We start from the raw sequence: 12,084 nt of genomic DNA, 5'->3' as shown, positions 1-12,084 counted from the left end.
CCTTTATGAGCACTGCTTCCGTTCCGCTACCAAACTGGATTAATTACGGTCTCATCCCGCTTTTAAACCTCGTCGTCGCCTTCCTGATCTCGGGTTTCGTCGTCTGGCTGATCGGCGAAAGCCCGCTTGCCGCCCTCTCGCTGCTGATCGAGGGCGCCTTCGGCAGCGGCGAAGGCATAGGCTTCACGCTCTACTATGCAACGAGTTTCATCTTCACCGGCCTTTCCGTGGCCGTCGCCATCCATGCCGGTCTCTTTAACATCGGCTCTGAAGGCCAGGCCTATATTGGCGGGCTCGGCTGTGCGCTGGTAGCGCTTGCGCTCGACCATTACGTGCCCTGGTATGTGACGATGCCGATTGCCATTGTCGGCGCCGGGATCTTCGGTGCGGCTTGGGCCTTCATTCCCGCTTTCCTGCAGGCCAAACGCGGCAGCCATATCGTTATCACGACGATCATGTTCAACTACATCGCAGCCGCCCTGATGGTCTATCTGCTGGTGCACGTGCTGATCGTGCCGGGCAAGATGGCGCCGGAAACTCGCACCTTCCTCGAAGGTGGGCAGCTTCCGAAGCTTGGCTGGCTCATGAGCATCTTCGGAGCCAAATTGGGTGCAGCGCCCTTCAACGTCTCCTTCATCATCGCCCTTCTTGCCGCTTGGTTTGTCTGGATCCTCATCTGGCGCACCAAGCTGGGCTTTGAGATGCGTACACTCGGCGTGAGCTCGACCGCGGCTGCCTATGCCGGCATACCCTATGCACGCATCGTTATCATCGCGATGCTGATTTCGGGCGCGCTCGCCGGCATGATGGCGCTCAATCCCGTCATGGGCTCTTCCGCCCGTCTGCAGGTCGAGTTCGTTGGTGGCGCCGGCTTCGTCGGCATTGCAGTGTCGCTGATGGGCCGCAACCATCCGCTCGGCATCATCTTTTCCGCAATCCTTTTCGGCACCCTTTACCAGGGCGGCGACTGGATCTCTTTCGAGATGCCGAATATCACCCGCGAAATGATCCTGGTCATCCAGGGACTGGTGATCCTCTTTGCCGGTGCGCTGGAATACATGTTCCGGCCGGCAATGGTGCACATCTACCAGCAATTGAAGCGAGCCTGAGGAGCGGACGATGGATTATTACGACATCTTCATCAACGTCCTGAGCTCGACGGTCAGGCTCTCTATTCCGCTGATCTTTACCGCGCTCGCAGGACTGTTTTCCGAGCGCGCCGGCATCTTCGATATCGGCCTGGAAGGCAAGATGCTGGGCTCGGCCTTCGCCGCCGCCTGCGTGGCCTATCTCACCGGTTCGGCCTGGCTGGGCCTTGGCGCCGGCGTCGTTTGTTCGGTGGCGCTCAGCCTGGTGCATGGCTTTGCCTCGATCACCAATCGCGGCAACCAGATCGTCTCAGGTGTGGCGATCAACTTCTTCATCGCCGGCATCACCATCGTGCTCGGCCAGGCCTGGTTCGGCCAGGGCGGCCGGACGCCGCAGCTGGCGCCGGAGGCCCGCTTCGCGCCGATCATCCTGCCGGGCGCCGATGCCGTCCACGACATACCGATCATCGGTCCGCTCTATGCAAGCGTGATATCGGGCAACAATATCCTCACCTATCTCGCCTTCCTCGCCGTGCCCTTCTCCTGGTGGGTGCTTTACCGCACGCGCTTCGGCCTCAGGCTGCGCGCCGTCGGCGAAAATCCCGGCGCGGTCGATACGGCAGGCATTTCGGTTTCTTGGCTGCGCTATCGCGCCGTCATGTGCGCCGGCATCCTCTGCGGCTTTTCCGGCACGTACCTCGCGATCGCCCAGTCCGCCGCCTTCATCAAGGACATGTCGGCCGGCAAGGGCTACATCGCGCTGGCGGCGCTAGTTTTCGCCAAGTGGAAGCCGGTACCGGTGATGTTCGCCTGCCTGCTCTTCGGCTTCCTGGATGCTTTGGCGAACTTCATGCAGGGCAAGCAGGTGCCGTTGGTCGGTGAAGTGCCGGTCCAGGTCTTCCAGGCACTGCCCTATATCCTGACCTGCATCCTGCTTGCCGGCTTCATCGGCGTCGCAATACCGCCCAAGGCCGGCGGCGTGCCCTATACGAAGGAGCGTTGATCATGTCCCACGACCTGTTCGAAGCCGCCCGCGGCGCCATGGCCTTTGCCCATGCGCCCTATTCGAAATTCCCGGTCGGCGCGGCGATCCGCGCCGAGGACGGCAAGGTCTATACCGGCGCCAACATCGAAAACCTCTCCTTTCCGCAAGGATGGTGCGCCGAGCCGACGGCGATCAGCGCCATGATCATGGGCGGCGCCAGGAAGATCGTCGAAATGGCCGTCATCGCCGAGAAGCTGCCGCTCTGCCCGCCCTGCGGCGGCTGCCGCCAGAAAATTTCCGAATTCGCCGCCAAGGACACGAAGATCTATCTCTGCGATGAGGCGGGCGTGAAGAAGACCATGACGATGGAAGAGCTCCTTCCTTTCAGCTTCGAGACCGAACTCGGATGAAGGCGACGGTCGAACTGCTTGTCGCCCTGCTCGGCGCGATCAAGCCGCGCCATGGCATCGTGCTCGGCTCTGGCCTCGGCTCCCTCGTTGGCCAGCTGGACGGCGCCGTCCGTATTCCCTATCGCGACCTGCCGGGCTTTCCCGTCAGCGCCGTCTCCGGCCACGCTGGCGAAGTCGTCGCAGGCCGCCTCGGTGGAAAGCCAGTCATCATGCTTTCCGGCCGCGTGCATTATTATGAGAAGGGCGATGCCAACGCCATGCGCCTGCCGATCGAGGTGCTGAAGGCGCTCGGCGTCGAGGCGCTGATCCTGACCAATTCGGCCGGATCGCTGCGCGACGACATGCCGCCCGGTTCGGTGATGCAAATCACCGATCACATCAACTACTCCGGCATGAACCCGCTGATCGGCGAGGAGAGCGACCATCGCTTCGTCGGCATGACCAATGCCTATGATGCCGGCCTCGCCGCGGCGATTCGGAAGGCAGCGGCAAAGCTCAAGATTGAGCTGGCGCAGGGCGTCTATATGTGGTTTTCCGGGCCGAGCTTCGAAACGCCGGCCGAAATCCGCATGGCGCGCATCCTGGGCGCCGATGCCGTCGGCATGTCGACAGTGCCCGAGGTGATCATCGCAAGAATGCTGGGTCTGAGGGTTGCGGCCGCTTCCGTTATCACCAACTATGGAGCAGGCATGACCGGCAATGAGCTCAGCCATGAAGAAACCAAGGACATGGCGCCCGTCGGCGGCGCCCGTCTCGCCGCCATATTGAAAGAGATGATTGCGGGAGGAAGCGAAAATGACTAGCCATTCTATCCGGGAGACCGCGGCGGTCGCCCTTTCCCTTCTCGACCTCACCAATTTGAAGGACGATTGCACCGAGGCGCAGATCGACACGCTCTGCGCCCGCGCGCAGACGCCCTACGGCAACAGCGCCGCGATCTGCATCTGGCCGCGTTTCGTCGCCCATGCCCGCAATATCCTCGGCGCCGGCCATGCTGTGCGGATCGCAACCGTCGTCAATTTCCCCGCGGGCGATATGGAGGTGGCCGATGTCGCCGCCGAAACCCGGGAGGCGATCGCCGATGGCGCTGACGAGATCGATCTGGTCATTCCCTACCGCAAGTTCATATCAGGCAACGAGAAGGCGGTGACCGACATGGTCAAGGCGGTGCGCGCCGAATGCGCCGGCCCCGTCCTGCTGAAAGTGATCATCGAGACCGGCGAGTTGAAGGATGCGGCCCTGATCCGCCGTGCCTCGGAGCTCGCGATTGAAGCCGGCGCCGATTTCATCAAGACCTCGACCGGCAAGGTCGCCGTCAACGCGACGCTCGAAGCCGCCGACATTATGATCCGGGCCATTCGTGAGAGCGGGCGCAAGGTCGGCTTCAAGCCGGCTGGCGGCATCGGCTCGGTGGCCGATGCGGCGCTCTATCTCAGCCTTGCCGAAACCATCATGGCGCCGGACTGGGCCATGCCCTCGACCTTCCGCTTCGGCGCTTCCGGCCTGCTCGACGACATACTGGCGGTTCTGAGCGGAGCGCAGCCGGCAGCGGCTGCGGCGTCGAGCTATTGAGATGATTCCGCAGGAGATCATCCGGCGTAAACGCGATGGCGAGGAACTCGACCCCGCCGATATCAGCTCCTTCATCGCGGCACTCTCCGACGGGCAGCTGTCCGAAGGACAGATCGGCGCCTTCGCCATGGCCGTCTGGTTCAAGGGCATGTCACGCAAGGAAATCGTCGCCCTCACGCTGGCGATGGCCAATTCCGGCGACAGGCTGCAATGGGCGGATATCGGCCGTCCCATCGCCGACAAACATTCAACCGGCGGCGTCGGCGATAACGTCTCGCTGATGCTGGCGCCGATCGCCGCCGCCTGCGGCCTCGCCGTCCCGATGATCTCGGGGCGCGGCCTCGGCCATACCGGCGGCACGCTCGACAAGCTCGAATCCATTCCCGGCTATGTAATCACCCCTGATTCGGACCTGTTTCACAGGGTCGTGAAAGGGGCGGGATTCGCCATCATCGGCCAGACCGGAAGCTTGGCGCCCGCCGACGGCAGGCTTTATGCCGTGCGCGATGTCACCGCCACCGTCGATTCCATTCCGCTCATCACTGCCTCCATCCTGTCGAAGAAGCTCGCAGCCGGACTTGAGACGCTGGTGCTCGACGTCAAGCTCGGCAACGGCGCCTTCATGGCTGACCGCGGTCAGGCGGAGATGCTGGCGCGTTCCCTGGTCGAGGTGGCGAACGGCGCGGGCGTGAAGACCTCCGCCTTGATCACCGACATGAATGAGCCGCTTGCCGATTGCGCCGGCAATGCCGTCGAGATGCGCAACTGCTTGGACTTCCTGGCGGGCAGGAAGACCGGCACGCGACTCGAGACCGTGGTTTTTGCCTTCGCCGCCGAGATGCTGGTTAAATCAGGCATTGCCTCTTCCTGCGAGGAAGCCGACGCGATGGCGCGTCGAGCGCTGTCGTCGGGACGGGCGGCCGAAAGCTTCGGGCGCATGGTTTCCATGCTCGGCGGACCGGCCGATCTCGTCGAAAATCCCGAGAGATACCTGGCCGGGGCGCCGGTCGAAAGAGAAGTCCCCGCTGCCCGATCCGGCTGGATGGCCGCCTGCGACGCGCGCGGTATCGGCATCAGCGTCATCGATCTCGGCGGCGGCCGCCGCCATCCGTCAGATCGCATCGACCACCGCGTCGGTTTCTCCGGCCTCCTGCCGCTCGGCACGTGGGTCGATGCGGGCGATCCGATCGCTGTCGTTCACGCTGCCTGCGAAGCCGCGGCGGAAAAAGCAGTTGCCGCCCTTGCCGTGCATTATCGCATTGCTGACGACAGGCCGGAATTGGCCCCCGTCATTGCAGGTCGGGTCTGATGCGGTTTACTGTTTGAGGCTGAGCGAGCCGTCGGCGACCGAATAGGAGGCGAGTTTCTGCAGGAAGCTCATGCCGACGAGCGTGGTCGTCAAGGCATCGTCCCTGAGCACGAAGGCTTCGACATTGCGGACGCGGATGCCGCCGATTTCGACGCGGTCAAGGATCACATGCGCGGCCTTCGTCTGGCCGTTCGCCGTGTTCACACCATAGCGGAAGTCAAGCTGATTTGCGGTGTAGCCGAGCCGGCGGGCGAGTGTCTCATTGAGCGCGACATAGGTGGCGCCGGTATCGATCAGCCCTGGCACCGGTTTGCCGTTGATCTTGAAGCTGCCGGTATAGTGCCCCTGCGCATCCGCCTGCAGGCGGATCGTACCATTGCCGGAAGCGGGCGCCGGTGCAGCGGACTGGTGGGCGTCGGCCGAGACGTAATTGGCGGAGAGACCGTCGGCAGGTTGTTGGCTGATACGTCCAACGAGCGAAGGTACCTGTGTGGCCAGCACTGCGGCGACGCTGGCGAAAATGACGGTACGCACGAGCATGAAACAGAAATCCTTCCTGTATAAACCCCGCGTCATGCGGGGCCTCATGCTTCCAGCTTGCTAAGCCTCAAATCCTGAGAACTTGCTAATATCGATAACAAAAAGGCCCGGAGCGAACCTTCCGGGCCATAAAGTCTTGCGATTTGGTAAAGGAAGGCTGAAATTATTTCGTGCCGTACATGCGGTCGCCGGCATCGCCGAGGCCCGGCATAATGTAGCCCTTCTCGTTCAGATGGCTGTCGATCGCCGCGGTGAAGACCGGAACATCCGGATGCGCCGCGCGGAAGTTGCGGATGCCTTCCGGGGCGGCGAGCAGGCAGAGGAAGCGGATATTGTGGGCGCCGCGTTCCTTGAGCTTGTCGATCGCCGCAATCGAGGAATTGCCGGTCGCCAGCATCGGGTCGACGACGATGATCAGGCGCTCGGCCACGTCCTCCGGCGCCTTGAAGTAATACTCGACCGGCTGCAGCGTTTCGTGATCGCGATAGACGCCGATATGCGAGACCCGGGCGGAAGGCACGAGATCGAGCATGCCTTCGAGCAGCCCGTTGCCGGCGCGCAGGATCGAGGCGAAGACCAGCTTCTTGCCCTCGAGGATCGGCGAGTCCATCGTCTGCAGCGGCGTCTCGATCGTCGCCATCGTCAATTCGAGATCGCGGGTGACCTCGTAACAAAGCAGCGTGGAGATTTCGCGCAGCAGGCGCCGGAAACTTCCCGTCGATGTCTCCTTGCGTCGCATGATGGTGAGCTTGTGCTGCACAAGCGGGTGATCGATGACCGTGACGCCGTCCATGGGGAAGCCTTTCATTCTTTCTATCGAATGTTTCTTTCACGGAAATCGGCCCGACCGCAAGAGCGGAGCCGAATTTGCCGCGATCTTCCCCAATGCTTGTCGCCCGGAAGTGTGCAGCGGTTCCGGGATAAGAAGACACTCATCTTCAAAGCCGGGCAAGCAGAGCCTTGCGCGTCTCTTCATCGACGAAAGCTGCCTCGATCGCCGTGCGGGTCATGGCGTCGATCTCTGTGTCGCTGAAGCCGAAGACATCGGCCGCAAGTTCATACTCCCGCTTCAGCGACGTATGGAAAAACGGCGGATCGTCGGAACTGATCGTCACCCGCACGCCCGCTTCCTTCAGTCGCCGCAGCGGATGCGAGGTGAAATCGGGAAACACCCTGAGCGCGATATTGGAGCCTGGGCAGACTTCAAGCACGGTGCCGAGATCGGCAAGTCGCTTCACCAGATCGACATCCTCGATGGCACGCACGCCGTGGCCGATGCGTGCAGGCCGCACGGCATCGAGCGCGTCGGCAACGCTGAAGGCGCCGCAGACCTCGCCGGCATGGATGGTCAAGCCCAGACCGGCATCGCGGGCGATGTCGAAGGCTCTGATATAATCGGCCACACGGCCCATGCGCTCCTCACCGGCTAGATTGAAGCCGGTTATCAGAGGGTTGCCGGCCTTTGCCGCATATTCGGCCGCTCCCATCACGCTCTCCGGACCGAAATGCCGTTCCCCGGTGACGATCAGCCGGGCCTCGATGCCGGTTTTGGCCTTGGCCCGCCGGATGCCTTCACAGACGCCTGCTATATAGGCATCGGCGCCGAGCCCGATACGCTTGCCGTGGTCGGGCGAGACGATGAGTTCGCTGTAGATCGTATGGATGCCGGCAAGTTCGTCTAGATAGGTTTCGGTCAGAAGCGCATAATCCTCCTCCGTCCTGTAGACCTCGGAAACCTTGTCGTAACATTCCAGAAAACTTGCGAAATCGTGCCAGACATAGGCGCCATCGCGCAGCTCGCCGCTGATGTCGACACCGTATTTCCGCGCCTGCGCCTCGGTCAATGCAGGCGGTGCCGCGCCCTCCAGATGGCAGTGCAGCTCGACCTTCTTCAAATGCGATGTCACAAAAAGCTCCTTCCATGCGCGCCGCCCGGGATGCCGAGATGGTGCGCAATGCTTTCGCCGATATCGGCATAGGTGCGGCGAACGCCGATGGAACGCGACCGGATGCCGGGGCCGTAGGCGATGACCGGCACGCGTTCGCGCGTATGATCCGTGCCGCGCCAGGTAGGGTCGCAGCCATGGTCGGCGGTCAGCACGACGAGGTCGCCGGGTTTCAACTTCTTGTGGACCTCAGGCAGACGCGCATCAAAGGCTTCGAGCGCTGCCGCATAACCGGGCACGTCACGACGATGGCCGTAGATCATGTCGAAATCGACGAAATTGGTGAAGACGAGATCGCCGTCCTCGGCCTCGTCGATTGCCGATAGCGACGCATCCATCAGCGCCTCGTTGCCGCTGGCCTTGATGAGCCTGGAAATGCCCTGGTGGGCGAAGATGTCACCGATCTTTCCGACGGCATGCACATGCCGGCGGTGCTCGACGAGCCGGTCGAGCAGTGTCGGCTCCGGCGGCGGCACGGAAAAATCGCGCCGGTTTCCGGTGCGCTGGAAGGTGGAGGACGACTGGCCGATGAAGGGCCGGGCAATGACGCGGCCAATATTGTAGGAATCGAGAAGGGTGCGGGCCGTGCGGCAGAAGGCAAGCAGCCGGTCCAGGCCGAAATGCATTTCGTGCGCCGCGACCTGGAAGACCGAATCCGAGGACGTGTAGCAGATCGGCTTGCCGGCGCGGATATGTTCCTCGCCGAGCCTGGCGATGATTTCGGTTCCCGAGGCGTGGCAATTGCCGAGAATGCCGGGAACGTCGCCCTCCCGGCATAGTGCCTCGATCAGCTCCGGGGGAAAGGCATCGCCTTCCGTCGGAAAATATCCCCAATCGAAATTGACGGGTGTCCCTGCGATCTCCCAATGCCCCGATGGCGTATCCTTGCCGCGGGAGATTTCGCTGGCGGCGCCATAAATGCCGTAGAGCTTTTCCGGCAGGGGCATGCCGGCCGGAAATCGGCCGGAGGCGGCCCGGGCGATGTGCAGAAGCCCGAGTTCCGACATGTTGGGCAGGGAAAGCGGTCCGCTGCGCAGCCCAGCGCGGTCTCCGGCACCGGCCGCGCAGAATTCGGCGATATGGCCGAGCGTGTCGGCGCCCTCGTCGCCATAGGCTGCCGCATCCGGCGCCCCGCCGACGCCGAAGGAATCGAGAACGAAAAGAAAGGCGCGCGCCATTTTACCCCCGAAAGGACCGATCGCCGGCCTCCGGACCGTCGGAGGCTGAAGCCCACGCATATAGTGCCGCGCCTGCCTTGGCAAATTCGAGGTGGGAAGGGGGTCAGCAGTCTCCGCAGGGGATCGAGTCGCCTTGCCGCTGGCGGTAGAAGTAACTGCGGCTGATGGTAATCGTGCGCATCCCATCCGGCATGAAGTTCGGCGCGAACAGGAACATCGTATAGGGGATGCTGAGTTCGGTCCGAACGAGGAAGCTGTTTGCCATCTTCATATCGGCCGGCACGTCGCTCACCGGCGCATTCTTGGCGTAAGGCGCCGTTCCGCCCTGCGCCCAGGACCAGAGCACTTTCGCATTGGCGCCGGCGTCGATTGAAATTCCGGTGATTTTCAGCGTCAGCGATGTTGAATTGTAGGGCACGAACATCGCCGTTGCGACCGACGGCATCTGCGCGAGCGCGCTCTTCGTGACGGATTGCTGCTGGGTGACGAGGTCGGCGATCGAACCAGCGGCGCGTGTCGCGCGTTTGCTGACGCTGAGGCCGATGGTGATCTCGAAAGCGCCGATATAGAGCATGATGAGCACGGGAAAGAGGATCGCGAATTCGATCGCTCCGGCGCCCTTGCGCTCTCGCGCCAGCCGACGCGCCTGCTGTACCAGTCTGGTGAACGGGTTGCGCATCGCCATTATGGATACTGCTCGTTCTGGAAGGCGGAGGTTGCGATGATCAGATATTGCGTCGGCATCGAACCGTCGGACGGACGGATCGTCGTGATATAGGGCCGGACCAGATCCGTGATGATTTCCCATCGATAATAGGCGCGCAGCATGTTGATGGTGCCGGCACCGCCAGGCGTATATTTGAAGGCGGCAGTGTTGATATCGGCATATCGGTCACTGGAAACCTTGGGGATCGTCGTCGGGATGGCCGAGAAGGTGCCGAATGTCTGCACATCCAGGTAAAGCTTGCTCGGCGTGGCGGCTTCGCTGGTCGAGCAGCTGATCAGGATCGAAATCTCATTGCAGAACGCCTGGCGGAATTGCGTCCGGCTCATGTCGGTCGTACGGCCGAGATTGTAGGTGATCTGCCCGGTCCGCATCCGCCGGCTCATCGTATCGACGGCGTTGGAGACGAGTTCTTCGGCAGCGAACGCGATGAAGGTTTCTAGGATCGCGAAGATCACCAGGAAGTACGGGATGGCAAGCAAGGCAAATTCGATCGCCGCTGCGCCGTCGCGCGAGCGGACAACAGCGCGAAACCGGGAGAAACGGTCCGGCGCGAAGGCGCGCTCCCTATCCGTCTTCTGATCAACTACCGTCATTGCCTGGACCCGCGCGACATCTCTGCCTGCCACACTAGGGTCCGTTCGTTGATTTTCCGTTTCAGGCCGATACGACGATTTTAACGAATGGCAGAAGATCCGGGCCGGGCCGATCAGGGTGACGTGGCGCCGGCGGCCGCTTGCTGCGCATGCTGCTCGCAATTGGGCGTGCAGGACAGCACGGAGCGCTCGGTCTGCCGGTAGACGCGCACCGTGTTGCCCTCGTCTATCGACACAAGGATGCGCTCGTCGAGGATCGCGTTGCCGTCGGCGTCCAGAAGGACCAGATTGGTGGTGCCGAAGCTGCGGCCTGTCAGCACGATCGTCTTGGCATCGGCGACGGTCGCGTCGGCGACCTGGGCATTGCCGACGATGACCTTGCTGACGGGGCGGTCGAGCTTCAAGACGCGCGCGTGATCCATATAGACGCGCAGCATGTCATCGTCTGCGGCCGAGGAAACTCCCGAAACACCGGAAACGGCGATCATACCGGCAAAGAAAATGGTTTTGCCGCTCGATGACATTGGGTCCTCTTTCACGATCACAGCGCAATAGGCGCATAGAATGGAAAAAAATGGTGAATGAAGCCTTAAACCCACCATCTTGTTTCGCGGTGAAGCAAGTTGATCTGATTTGGCACTGGATCCAGTCGGTGTCATTGCGGCTCGATACGGCGCCTGTGCTATTACCGGATGAATCCCCTCGTTAACCTCTGAAAACCATTAAATCTTGAGCGAAATGAATAGCGTAAGGCTTACCATACAGGAGCCTCCGACGGCTTTCACATGCTGTTAACTCTTTTTCTTAAGCCGATGGAAACGCCCATTCATTAGATTGCTGTTCATCCGATCAACGGCAACAGTTGGCGGACGTGCTGAACATCAACTGGAGTTAGGAGTACCCATGACCAAGCTTTTTAGCCGTTTTCTGAAGGACGAATCCGGCGCGACCGCAATCGAATACGGCCTGATCGCAGCTCTCATTTCCGTAGCGCTCATCGCCGGCGCCACGACCCTCGGCGAGAAGATCGGCAACACGTTCAACGGTCTGAGCACCAAGATGGATGACGCCACCACGGCGGTCAACTAAGCGAGGCGCCGCGAGGCGGCACCTCCCTGATTCTGGCCGGATCTGACCTGGCTGGTCTATCGAGCGGGCTCACGCGCTGAATGGCCGTGAGCCTTTTCGCATCTTATTATGATCGGGTATACGCATGATCGCAGCTGCAGTCTTTGTAATACTGCCACTCTGCCTCGCCGTGGCGGCCTTCTCGGATCTGTTCACCATGACGATCCCGAACCGCATTTCCCTGATCCTTGTTGTCTCCTTCCTCGCACTGGCGCCGTTTTTTGGTTTCGGCCTGCAGGCGATCGGCATGCATCTTGCCGCCGGCGCGATCGTCTTTACCGCATGCTTTGCTCTTTTTGCCTTTAATGTGATGGGCGGCGGAGACGCAAAGCTGTTGACCGCCACCGCACTCTGGTTCGGCCTGAACGAATCCCTGCTTTTCCTGATGACCGATGTTGCCATTATCGGCGGCCTGATCACCCTGCTCATCCTGCTGCTGAGGGCACAGTCGAACACCATCCTCGCCATCGGCCTGCCGGTGCCGAACTCACTGCTGCTCGCCAAGAAGATTCCCTACGGCATCGCCATCGCGATCGGCGGCTTCATGGCCTTCCCGTCCTCGCCGCTCTTCATCGCCGCGCTGGAAAGCCTGAAATAACCGCATTTTA

15 protein-coding genes are annotated in these 12,084 nt (G+C 61.6%); 8 read left to right on the top strand and 7 right to left on the bottom strand.

Translation table 11 applies throughout. From position 1 onward, the window contains the following. Positions 1 to 5: 5 nt before the first annotated feature. From HJB91_RS25760 to deoA, 6 genes are read left to right on the top strand one after another with little or no spacing between them, the layout of a single operon-like run. Positions 6 to 1,109, top strand: coding sequence for an ABC transporter permease (locus HJB91_RS25760; RefSeq protein ID WP_210629590.1), 1,104 nt, complete (start codon positions 6 to 8; stop codon positions 1,107 to 1,109). Between the two features lie 10 nt (positions 1,110 to 1,119). Then, positions 1,120 to 2,091 (top strand): ABC transporter permease, encoded by a 972-nt coding sequence (locus HJB91_RS25755; protein ID WP_210629589.1) that lies wholly within the window; start codon positions 1,120 to 1,122, stop codon positions 2,089 to 2,091. Between the two features lie 2 nt (positions 2,092 to 2,093). Further along, positions 2,094 to 2,483 (top strand): cytidine deaminase, encoded by a 390-nt coding sequence (locus HJB91_RS25750; protein WP_064800281.1) that lies wholly within the window; start codon positions 2,094 to 2,096, stop codon positions 2,481 to 2,483. Beyond that, positions 2,480 to 3,286 (top strand): purine-nucleoside phosphorylase, encoded by an 807-nt coding sequence (locus HJB91_RS25745; protein ID WP_210629588.1) that lies wholly within the window; start codon positions 2,480 to 2,482, stop codon positions 3,284 to 3,286. Before HJB91_RS25750 ends, HJB91_RS25745 begins: the two co-directional genes overlap by 4 nt. Beyond that, on the top strand, positions 3,279 to 4,055 hold the full coding sequence (deoC, locus tag HJB91_RS25740; RefSeq protein WP_210629587.1) for a deoxyribose-phosphate aldolase: 777 nt from the start codon (positions 3,279 to 3,281) through the stop codon (positions 4,053 to 4,055). The genes HJB91_RS25745 and deoC overlap by 8 nt, the downstream gene beginning before the upstream one ends. Position 4,056: 1 nt before the next feature. Then, entirely contained in the window at positions 4,057 to 5,364 is a 1,308-nt protein-coding gene (deoA, locus tag HJB91_RS25735) for a thymidine phosphorylase (protein ID WP_210629586.1), read from the top strand. Positions 5,365 to 5,370: 6 nt separating this feature from the next. Here deoA and HJB91_RS25730 read toward each other — a convergent pair whose 3' ends face one another. From HJB91_RS25730 to HJB91_RS25700, 7 genes are all read right to left on the bottom strand, one after another. Next, complete coding sequence (locus HJB91_RS25730) at positions 5,371 to 5,940, bottom strand: TIGR02281 family clan AA aspartic protease (RefSeq protein ID WP_210629585.1); 570 nt, start codon at positions 5,938 to 5,940, stop codon at positions 5,371 to 5,373. A 127-nt stretch (positions 5,941 to 6,067) separates the two neighbouring features. Beyond that, the gene (gene upp, locus HJB91_RS25725) at positions 6,068 to 6,697 is read right to left on the bottom strand and encodes a uracil phosphoribosyltransferase (protein ID WP_020920114.1); all 630 of its coding nucleotides are present in this window, start codon (positions 6,695 to 6,697) and stop codon (positions 6,068 to 6,070) included. 145 nt (positions 6,698 to 6,842) lie between these two features. After that, complete coding sequence (locus HJB91_RS25720; protein WP_221123537.1) at positions 6,843 to 7,811, bottom strand: adenosine deaminase; 969 nt, start codon at positions 7,809 to 7,811, stop codon at positions 6,843 to 6,845. After that, positions 7,808 to 9,028 carry a phosphopentomutase gene (locus tag HJB91_RS25715; RefSeq protein WP_221156087.1) on the bottom strand — a complete coding sequence of 407 codons (1,221 nt, stop codon included), beginning with the start codon at positions 9,026 to 9,028 and terminating at the stop codon, positions 7,808 to 7,810. The genes HJB91_RS25720 and HJB91_RS25715 overlap by 4 nt, the downstream gene beginning before the upstream one ends. Positions 9,029 to 9,131: 103 nt before the next feature. Beyond that, the gene (locus HJB91_RS25710; protein WP_221147682.1) at positions 9,132 to 9,713 is read right to left on the bottom strand and encodes a TadE/TadG family type IV pilus assembly protein; all 582 of its coding nucleotides are present in this window, start codon (positions 9,711 to 9,713) and stop codon (positions 9,132 to 9,134) included. Continuing rightward, positions 9,713 to 10,348 carry a TadE/TadG family type IV pilus assembly protein gene (locus HJB91_RS25705; protein ID WP_210629581.1) on the bottom strand — a complete coding sequence of 212 codons (636 nt, stop codon included), beginning with the start codon at positions 10,346 to 10,348 and terminating at the stop codon, positions 9,713 to 9,715. The genes HJB91_RS25710 and HJB91_RS25705 overlap by 1 nt, the downstream gene beginning before the upstream one ends. Before the next feature lie 113 nt (positions 10,349 to 10,461). Next, a complete protein-coding gene (locus HJB91_RS25700) occupies positions 10,462 to 10,872 on the bottom strand; it encodes a pilus assembly protein N-terminal domain-containing protein (RefSeq protein WP_210629580.1) in 411 nt (136 codons plus the stop codon). A gap of 379 nt (positions 10,873 to 11,251) precedes the next feature. Between HJB91_RS25700 and HJB91_RS25695 the strand changes: the two genes are divergently transcribed. Next, positions 11,252 to 11,437, top strand: a complete 186-nt coding sequence (locus HJB91_RS25695) for a Flp family type IVb pilin (RefSeq protein ID WP_085857806.1) — start codon at positions 11,252 to 11,254, stop codon at positions 11,435 to 11,437. A gap of 124 nt (positions 11,438 to 11,561) precedes the next feature. Further along, positions 11,562 to 12,074: a prepilin peptidase gene (locus HJB91_RS25690; protein ID WP_221147683.1), complete on the top strand. Its 513-nt coding sequence runs from the start codon at positions 11,562 to 11,564 to the stop codon at positions 12,072 to 12,074. Positions 12,075 to 12,084: the final 10 nt, after the last annotated feature.

Origin of the sequence: Rhizobium sp. NLR10b (assembly GCF_019685435.1) — a bacterium.
Lineage (GTDB): Bacteria > Pseudomonadota > Alphaproteobacteria > Rhizobiales > Rhizobiaceae > Rhizobium.
The sequence above is the reverse complement of the archived record's forward strand: the minus strand, read 5'-3'. Positions and strand labels throughout refer to the sequence as shown.

Coding starts and splice junctions, on each gene's coding strand:
- HJB91_RS25760 (WP_210629590.1), top strand. CDS start 6: ATGAGCACTGCTTCCGTTCCGCTACCAAACTGGATTAATTACGGTCTC.
- HJB91_RS25755 (WP_210629589.1), top strand. CDS start 1,120: ATGGATTATTACGACATCTTCATCAACGTCCTGAGCTCGACGGTCAGG.
- HJB91_RS25750 (WP_064800281.1), top strand. CDS start 2,094: ATGTCCCACGACCTGTTCGAAGCCGCCCGCGGCGCCATGGCCTTTGCC.
- HJB91_RS25745 (WP_210629588.1), top strand. CDS start 2,480: ATGAAGGCGACGGTCGAACTGCTTGTCGCCCTGCTCGGCGCGATCAAG.
- deoC (WP_210629587.1), top strand. CDS start 3,279: ATGACTAGCCATTCTATCCGGGAGACCGCGGCGGTCGCCCTTTCCCTT.
- deoA (WP_210629586.1), top strand. CDS start 4,057: ATGATTCCGCAGGAGATCATCCGGCGTAAACGCGATGGCGAGGAACTC.
- HJB91_RS25730 (WP_210629585.1), bottom strand. CDS start 5,940: ATGACGCGGGGTTTATACAGGAAGGATTTCTGTTTCATGCTCGTGCGT.
- upp (WP_020920114.1), bottom strand. CDS start 6,697: ATGGACGGCGTCACGGTCATCGATCACCCGCTTGTGCAGCACAAGCTC.
- HJB91_RS25715 (WP_221156087.1), bottom strand. CDS start 9,028: ATGGCGCGCGCCTTTCTTTTCGTTCTCGATTCCTTCGGCGTCGGCGGG.
- HJB91_RS25710 (WP_221147682.1), bottom strand. CDS start 9,713: ATGGCGATGCGCAACCCGTTCACCAGACTGGTACAGCAGGCGCGTCGG.
- HJB91_RS25705 (WP_210629581.1), bottom strand. CDS start 10,348: ATGACGGTAGTTGATCAGAAGACGGATAGGGAGCGCGCCTTCGCGCCG.
- HJB91_RS25700 (WP_210629580.1), bottom strand. CDS start 10,872: ATGTCATCGAGCGGCAAAACCATTTTCTTTGCCGGTATGATCGCCGTT.
- HJB91_RS25695 (WP_085857806.1), top strand. CDS start 11,252: ATGACCAAGCTTTTTAGCCGTTTTCTGAAGGACGAATCCGGCGCGACC.
- HJB91_RS25690 (WP_221147683.1), top strand. CDS start 11,562: ATGATCGCAGCTGCAGTCTTTGTAATACTGCCACTCTGCCTCGCCGTG.